Raw genomic sequence first — 6,648 nt, 5'->3', positions numbered from 1 at the left:
CGTCCAGCAGATCTGGGACCTGGCGACGGCGCGCTGCCGCTTCGGCAAGTACCTGAAGGTGGCCGTGAACGGCACCGCGCCGGACATCCAGCGGCTGGTGCGCGAGTTCCCGCCGAAGAAGGAGATGACGGAGCAGGGCGAACTGCTGCGCGGCCTGCCGGTTCGGCTGGAGGTCCTGCGCGAGCAGGCCCGCGCCGAACTGCAGCTGGGCGAACAGGCGAAGTTCTTCCCCACCGATGCCGCCCTGGCGAGCTGGATGGCCCAGGCCTACCAGGGGCAGGCGCAGGTGGTGTACGAGCCGTGATCGCGCGAGGCCTTTCGTAGGCTGGCGCTGACCGCGCGCGGATGCGCGCCGGAAGCCCAGCGCTTCGCTAGGCCGCTTCCTTCTGGATCGGCGCCGCGAGGATGTAGCGGCCCTGGATCCGCACGCGCTGCAGCTTGCGCGTGCTGCCCGCGGGCACGGCCTCGTGCCGGTGCATCACGGTGAGGTTGTTCCACAGCACGATGTCGCCGGCCTGCCAGCGGTGGCACAGCGTCACCGCGTCGGCCGTGCCGTAGCTCCAGGCGATGTTCAGGATGCGCTCGGATTCGGCCTGCGGCACGTCGACGATGCGCGCATCGGCGCGGCTGCCCAGGAACAGCGAGTGCTCGCCCGTCTCGGGCTGCATGATGACGACCGGATGCACGTTGGGCCCGTGCTGGATCGCCAGCCAGCGCAGGCGCGCGACCAGGTCCGGCGCGATCAGGCGCAGGGCCGCGGGCAGGCAGGCGAACCAGGTGGCGCCGCCGTTTTCGGGCACGCGGCGCGCGTGCAGCAGGCAGGCGAAGGGCGGCCGCTCGGCCCAGGGGAGCTCGACGCCCCATCTGGTTTCGACCCCGGCCAGCTCCGGCAGCGGGTCGACCTGACCGAAGCGCGCGGCCCAGGCCTGGAAGCCCTCGCGGTCCAGGCCGTGCCCGCGCAGCACCAGCAGGTGCTGCCGCTGCCACAGGGCATAGAGCTGGCGGAACCCGGCGCAATCCAGCGCGGCGAGATCGATGCCTTCGACCAGGGCGCCGAAGCCGGGTGCGAGTGCCTGGTGGACCATGCGTCTTCCTCCCAACGGCGCGTCGGACGTGCGCGCTCCTGGAGACAGTGTTGGGCAGATCGCGCGGGCTGCCAAGCTTGCGCTGGCGGACTTTACGAAAACTTGCAAGGGGGCCTGACAGAAATGACACGGCGCGCCGCCATCCCCGCGGAGGCGGGAATCCAGGGGCTTGCTCTCTCGCGCGCTGCGCGCGTGCACTGGGTTCCCGCCTGCGCGGGAACGACGGGATAAGGACCTGGCTGGGAGGAAGGCCTGTCAGATCTGACAGTGCGCGGGCGCAACGCGGGGAAGGGCGCCCCCACCCCGGTTCTCCCCCGGAGGGGGAGGGAGGAAGACCTCAGTCCTTGGGGCGGAACACCAGGACGGCGGCGCTCGGGACACGGCCGGTTTCCGGGTCGCGGGGCAGGACTTCGGTCTTGTCGAGGGCACGCAGCACCGCCTCGTCCCAGGAGTGGTTGCCGCTGGCCTTCTTCAGCTGCTTGCCGACGATGGTGCCGTCGGGGGCGAGGCGCACTTCCACCACGGCCTCCGGGTTGCCGCTGGCCACGTCGGTGAATACGATGTTCGGCCGCACCCGCGCCCGCACCCGCGCGCCCCAGCCGGCCGAGGGGCCGGACGATCGCGCCGCGGTGCCGGTGGAATTGGGGGCGCCGGTGCCTGCCATGGCGAGGCTGCGCTCGATCTGCTCCTTGCGGATCTGCTCGCGCCGCTGCGCCTCGCGCGCCTCCTTCAGCTCCTGCTCCTTGCGCTTCTTCTCTTCTTCCTTGCGCTTGGCTTCGGCGACGAGCCGCTCGTGCTCCTTCTTCTTCGCGATCTCCTCCTCGCGCTTCTTCTTCGCGAGTTCCTCCTCGTGCTTCTTCTTCGCCTCGAGCTTGCGCTACTCCTCGCGCTCGCGCCGCAGTTCCTCTTCCTTCTGGCGCTCGAGCTCCTGCTTCTTCTTCTCGCGCTCCAGCGCGATCTGCGCTTCGCGCTGGGCCTGCGGGTCGGGCACGGGCGGGGCCTTCACCACCGGCTTGGGCGGCTCGGGCGCCGGCCTGGGCGGCTCGGGCACGGGCTTCGGCACCTCGCGCGGGGCCGCCTCCTGCGGCACCGCGGCCCAGAGCTCGGCCTCCACCGCCACGTCCTGGCTTTCGCGCTGCCACCGCAGGCCCTGCGTCAGGCCGATGAACAGCAGCACGTGCGCCAGGATGGCCAGGGCCAGCCCGCGCCAGATCTGCTCCTGCCTGGGCGGGGCGAACTCGGGACGGTCGGCGGCGGCGTCCATGGCGGTTTAACGCGCGACCTGCACCGCCAGGCCGACACGCTGCACGCCGGAGCGCTGCAGTGTGTCCATGACCTTGACGACCGTCTCGTACTTCACGTTCCTGTCGGCGCTGATCACCACGGCCACGCTGCCCGGCGGGTGGGCAGACTGCGCCTGCAGCACGGCGGGCGCGATCTCCTTCAGCACCATCGACACCGTCTTGTCGCCGTTCTTCAGCTGCAGCGCTTCGTCCTTGCCGACCAGCACCTCGACCACCTGGTCCGGCTTGCGCGAGGCCTTGCCGACGGTGGGCAGGTCGATCAGGCTGGGCGTGATCAGCGGCGCCGTCACCATGAAGATGATCAGCAGCACCAGCATGACGTCGATGAACGGGACCATGTTGATCTCGTTGATCGTGCGGCGGCCGCGGCCGCGGTGGGCTACCGCCGGCATGTCAGTGTCCTGAGGCGGACTGGGCGCCGAGGTTGCGCTGCAGGATGTTGGAGAACTCCTCGATGAAGGTCTCCAGCTTGATCGCCACGCGGTCGATGTCGCGCGCGAAGCGGTTGTAGGCCACCACTGCCGGGATGGCGGCGAACAGGCCCAGCGCGGTGGCGACCAGCGCCTCGGCGATGCCGGGCGCCACGGTGGCCAGCGTCACCTGCTGCAGGGCGCCCAGGCCGGTGAAGGCGTGCATGATGCCCCACACCGTGCCGAACAGGCCGACATAGGGCGACACCGAGCCGACCGAGGCCAGGAAGGACAGGTGCGTTTCCACCACGTCGAGCTCGCGCTGGAAGCTCGCGCGCATCGCGCGGCGCGCCGCATCGAGCAGGGTGCCGGCATCGCTGATGCGGCGCTCGCGCAGCTTCTGGTACTCGCGCATGCCGGAGGCGAAGATGCGCTCCATCGGGCCGGCCACCTTGGCGTTCTGCGCCGCGGCGGCGAACAGGTCGTTGAGGCTGGTGCCGGACCAGAAATCGCGCTCGAACTCGTCGTTCTTGGTCTTCACGCGCCGCAGCGCGAACAGCTTGCCGAAGATCGCGGCCCAGCTCGTCACGGAGACGATCAACAACAGCAGCATCACGAGCTGCACGACGAAGCTGGCGCCCAGCACGAGCTGCAGGATCGACAGGTCTTGGTTCATTCGAGGTTCAGGACTCCCAGGATGGCGGGCGGGATGCGACCCGGCCGCAGTGTCTTGTCATCGACCCAGCCGATGCGGATCGTGCCCTCGGCGAGCAGCGTCTCGCCGCGCCGGGCCTGCTGCCGGATTATGAGAGACGCTTTGCCAACGTCCTTCAACTCGGCCGTAACAATCAGTTCGTCGTCGAGCTTCGCCGGCGCGAGATAGCGCACCGAAGTTTCGCTCACGATGAAGATGCCGCCGGCGGATTCGCGCAGCGCGCCCTGCGCGATGCCCAGCGAGCGCAGCCACTCGGTGCGGGCACGCTCGAAGAACTTCAGGTAGTTGGCGTAGAACACGATGCCGCCCGCATCGGTGTCTTCCCAGTAGACGCGCACCGGCCAGCTGAAGACCGGATGGCTCCTCATCGCAGCAAGGCCTTCAGGCGCGCCGCCGCTTCCTGCAGCTGCGCCATCGAATTGGCGGTGGAGAAGCGGATGAAGCGCTGCGTGTCCGCATGGCCGAAGTCGCGGCCGGGCGTCACGGCCACGTGGGCGCGGCGCATCGCCTCGAACGCGAAGTCCCAGCTGCCCGACACCCCCAGGTGTTGCGCGGCCTCGCTGCAATCGGCCCAGGCGTAGAAGGCGCCATCGGGCACCACCGGCACCGCGAGCCCCATCGCCTGCAGCTGCGGGATGAACCAGTCGCGGCGGGCCTGGAACTCGGCGCGGCGCCGCTCGTATTCCGCGATGCTCTCCTTTTCGAAGCAGGCCAGCGCCGCGTGCTGCGCCACCGTGCTGGGGCAGATGAACAGGTTCTGGGCCAGGCGCTCGATCGGTGCGACCAGCGCTTCCGGCACCACCAGCCAGCCCAGGCGCCAGCCGGTCATGTTGAAGTACTTCGAGAAGCTGTTGATGCTGATCACCTGGTCGTCCAGCGCCAGCGCCGTGTGGCCGAAGGTGGCGTCGTAGGACAGGCCCAGGTAGATCTCGTCGAGCAGCGTGATGCCGCCCTTGGCCTTGACGAAGCCGTGGATGCGGCGCAGTTCGTCCGGGTGGATCGAGGTGCCGGTGGGGTTCGACGGCGAGGCGAGCAGCACGCCACGCGTGCGCGCCCCCCAGTGCTCCTCCACCTTGGCGGCGCTCAGCTGGTAGCGCTCTTCGGCGGTGGTGGGGATCAGCACCGCGTCGCCTTCGGCGGCGCTCACGAAGTGGCGGTTGCACGGATAGCTCGGATCCGGCATCAGGATCTCGTCGCCGGCCTCGATCAGGGCCAGGCATGCGAGCTGCAGCGCCGCGGAGGCGCCGGCCGTCACCACGATGCGGCTCGCGGGCACGTGCACGCCGAAGCGCTCGCGGTACCAGCCGGCGATGCGTTCGCGCAACGCGTGCAGGCCGGTGGCGTCGGTGTACTGCGTGCGGCCGTCGCGGATCGCCTTCTCGGCGGCTTCCTGCACCAGCGGTGGGGCGGTGAAGTCCGGCTCGCCGATATTCAGGAAGATCATCGGGCTGGCGCTGTGGGCGACCTCGCGCGCCAGCTGCGAGGCCGCCTTGGCGACCTCCATGACGTAGAAGGGTTCGATGCGCTCGGCGCGCCGGGCCAGTCTCATGCTCACGGTCTCGCCTTGCCGGCGGCGCGATCGGCCTCCACTTCGGGCGCGCGCAGCTTCGGTGCCAGGCCGTTCAGAACGCCGTTGACGTACTTGTGGCCGTCGGTGCCGCCGAACTCCTTGGCCAGCTCGATGCACTCGTTGAGGACGACGCGCCAGGGCACGTCGGGCGCGTGCAGGAATTCGTAGGCGCCGATCCACATCACGGCGTGCTCGATCGGCGAGATCTCCTCCAGCCGGCGATCGAGCAGCGGCACGATCAGGGCGTCGAGCTCCGCCGACTCGCGGATGCAGCCGTGCAGCAGCGCGTCGTAGTGCACCGCGTCGGCCTTGTGGAAGCCCGAGAGGCCGCGGGTGAACTGGTCGATCGATTCCGGGTCCTGCTTGCCGACCAGGTGCTGGTAGAGGGCCTGCACCGCGAACTCGCGCGCCCGGCTGCGCGGCGGCTTGGTGGCGGTCTTGCGCGGAGGTGTTGCGCTCATCCGATCTCGTCCACCAGGTTGGCCATCTCGATGGCGACCAGCGCCGCGTCGCGGCCCTTCTCCACCTGCCGCGCGAGCGCCTGCTCCATGTTCTCGGTGGTGAGGATGGCGTTGGCGATCGGCAGCTGGTAATCCAGCGCCACGCGCGTCACGCCGGCGGCCGATTCGTTGGCCACCAGCTCGAAGTGGTAGGTCTCGCCGCGGATCACGCAGCCCAGCGCCACCAGCGCGTCGTAGCCGCCCTTTTCGGCCATCGCCTGCAGGGCGACCGGCACTTCCAGCGCGCCCGGCACCAGCACGTGGTCGATGTTCTTCTCCTGCACGCCGTGCGCGCGCAGCGCCTCGAGGCAGGCCTGCGCCAGCGCGTCGGTCACGCCCTGGTTGAAGCGCGCCTGCACGATGCCGATGACCAGCTCCTTGCCGTCCAGCCGGTCGGCCGTGCCCTTGTCTGCACCAAACATGAAAGACCCTTGTTGTACGTTCAGTCGGGACGGTGGATGTAGCCCGCCACTTCGAGGCCGTAGCCGGCCATGCTGGGCATGCGCCGCGGCGTGCCCATGAGGCTCATGCGCTGCACGCCCAGCTCGCGCAGGATCTGCGCGCCCACGCCGTAGGTGCGCAGGTCCATGCGGCCGCGCTCGGGCGCCTGCGCGGCGCGCGCGGTGCCGTCGAACTGCGCCAGCAGTTGCTCCGCACTCTCGCCGCAATTGAGCAGCACCGCCACGCCGTGGCCGGTGGCGGCGATGTGCTTGAGGCTCTGGTCCAGGCTCCACGAGTGCATCGCGCGCTGGGTTTCCAGCGCGTCGAGCACCGACAGCGGCTCGTGCACCCGCACCGGCACTTCCTGCCCGGGCTGCCAGGTGCCCTTGACCAGCGCCAGGTGCAGGCCCTGGCTCGGCTTGTCGCGCCAGGCGTGGGCGGCGAATTCGCCCCAGGCCGTGACGAGGGGCCGCTCGCCCACTTTCTGCACCAGCGATTCGTGCGCGCTGCGGTAGTGGATCAGGTCGGCAATGGTGCCGATCTTCAGCCCGTGTTCGGCGGCGAACAGCTGCAGGTCCGGCAGGCGGGCCATGGTGCCGTCGTCCTTCATGATCTCGCAGATC

Annotated in this window: 10 protein-coding genes and 1 pseudogene; 1 reads left to right on the top strand and 10 read right to left on the bottom strand. The window is 69.8% G+C overall.

Going from position 1 to position 6,648, the window contains the following annotated elements; genetic code table 11:
- On the top strand, nucleotides 1-304 hold a 304-nt coding region (locus VFM98_RS13735; protein ID WP_325110478.1), incomplete at its 5' end, for a hypothetical protein.
- A gap of 67 nt (nucleotides 305-371) precedes the next feature.
- Here VFM98_RS13735 and VFM98_RS13730 read toward each other — a convergent pair.
- From VFM98_RS13730 to VFM98_RS13685, 10 genes and pseudogenes are all read right to left on the bottom strand, one after another.
- Nucleotides 372-1,085, bottom strand: coding sequence for a TauD/TfdA family dioxygenase (locus tag VFM98_RS13730; protein WP_325110477.1), 714 nt, complete (start codon nucleotides 1,083-1,085; stop codon nucleotides 372-374).
- 337 nt (nucleotides 1,086-1,422) lie between these two features.
- Nucleotides 1,423-1,944, bottom strand: a pseudogene (tolA, locus tag VFM98_RS13725) (cell envelope integrity protein TolA); the annotation flags it as partial.
- A gap of 18 nt (nucleotides 1,945-1,962) precedes the next feature.
- Nucleotides 1,963-2,349: a hypothetical protein gene (locus VFM98_RS13720; protein ID WP_325110476.1), complete on the bottom strand. Its 387-nt coding sequence runs from the start codon at nucleotides 2,347-2,349 to the stop codon at nucleotides 1,963-1,965.
- A 6-nt stretch (nucleotides 2,350-2,355) separates the two neighbouring features.
- Nucleotides 2,356-2,781, bottom strand: coding sequence for a biopolymer transporter ExbD (locus VFM98_RS13715; protein WP_325110475.1), 426 nt, complete (start codon nucleotides 2,779-2,781; stop codon nucleotides 2,356-2,358).
- A gap of 1 nt (nucleotide 2,782) precedes the next feature.
- A complete protein-coding gene (gene tolQ, locus VFM98_RS13710; RefSeq protein ID WP_325110474.1) occupies nucleotides 2,783-3,475 on the bottom strand; it encodes a protein TolQ in 693 nt (230 codons plus the stop codon).
- Nucleotides 3,472-3,882, bottom strand: coding sequence for a tol-pal system-associated acyl-CoA thioesterase (gene ybgC / locus VFM98_RS13705; protein WP_325110473.1), 411 nt, complete (start codon nucleotides 3,880-3,882; stop codon nucleotides 3,472-3,474). The genes tolQ and ybgC overlap by 4 nt, the downstream gene beginning before the upstream one ends.
- Nucleotides 3,879-5,063 carry a pyridoxal phosphate-dependent aminotransferase gene (locus tag VFM98_RS13700; protein WP_325110479.1) on the bottom strand — a complete coding sequence of 395 codons (1,185 nt, stop codon included), beginning with the start codon at nucleotides 5,061-5,063 and terminating at the stop codon, nucleotides 3,879-3,881. The genes ybgC and VFM98_RS13700 overlap by 4 nt, the downstream gene beginning before the upstream one ends.
- Before the next feature lie 2 nt (nucleotides 5,064-5,065).
- A complete protein-coding gene (gene nusB, locus VFM98_RS13695; protein ID WP_325110472.1) occupies nucleotides 5,066-5,545 on the bottom strand; it encodes a transcription antitermination factor NusB in 480 nt (159 codons plus the stop codon).
- Nucleotides 5,542-6,006: a 6,7-dimethyl-8-ribityllumazine synthase gene (gene ribH / locus VFM98_RS13690; protein WP_325110471.1), complete on the bottom strand. Its 465-nt coding sequence runs from the start codon at nucleotides 6,004-6,006 to the stop codon at nucleotides 5,542-5,544. Before ribH ends, nusB begins: the two co-directional genes overlap by 4 nt.
- Before the next feature lie 20 nt (nucleotides 6,007-6,026).
- On the bottom strand, nucleotides 6,027-6,648 hold a 622-nt coding region (locus tag VFM98_RS13685; protein ID WP_325110470.1), incomplete at its 5' end, for a 3,4-dihydroxy-2-butanone-4-phosphate synthase.

The sequence above is a fragment of the Ramlibacter sp. genome (genome assembly GCF_035706265.1).
Lineage (GTDB): Bacteria > Pseudomonadota > Gammaproteobacteria > Burkholderiales > Burkholderiaceae_C > Ramlibacter.
Note: the sequence above shows the minus strand (reverse complement) of the source record. Positions and strands in the feature narration are given on the sequence as shown.

Excerpts from the sequence above, each read along its gene's own strand:
- VFM98_RS13730 (WP_325110477.1), bottom strand. The coding sequence starts at position 1,085 with ATGGTCCACCAGGCACTCGCACCCGGCTTCGGCGCCCTGGTCGAAGGC.
- VFM98_RS13720 (WP_325110476.1), bottom strand. The coding sequence starts at position 2,349 with ATGGACGCCGCCGCCGACCGTCCCGAGTTCGCCCCGCCCAGGCAGGAG.
- VFM98_RS13715 (WP_325110475.1), bottom strand. The coding sequence starts at position 2,781 with ATGCCGGCGGTAGCCCACCGCGGCCGCGGCCGCCGCACGATCAACGAG.
- tolQ (WP_325110474.1), bottom strand. The coding sequence starts at position 3,475 with ATGAACCAAGACCTGTCGATCCTGCAGCTCGTGCTGGGCGCCAGCTTC.
- ybgC (WP_325110473.1), bottom strand. The coding sequence starts at position 3,882 with ATGAGGAGCCATCCGGTCTTCAGCTGGCCGGTGCGCGTCTACTGGGAA.
- VFM98_RS13700 (WP_325110479.1), bottom strand. The coding sequence starts at position 5,063 with ATGAGACTGGCCCGGCGCGCCGAGCGCATCGAACCCTTCTACGTCATG.
- nusB (WP_325110472.1), bottom strand. The coding sequence starts at position 5,545 with ATGAGCGCAACACCTCCGCGCAAGACCGCCACCAAGCCGCCGCGCAGC.
- ribH (WP_325110471.1), bottom strand. The coding sequence starts at position 6,006 with ATGTTTGGTGCAGACAAGGGCACGGCCGACCGGCTGGACGGCAAGGAG.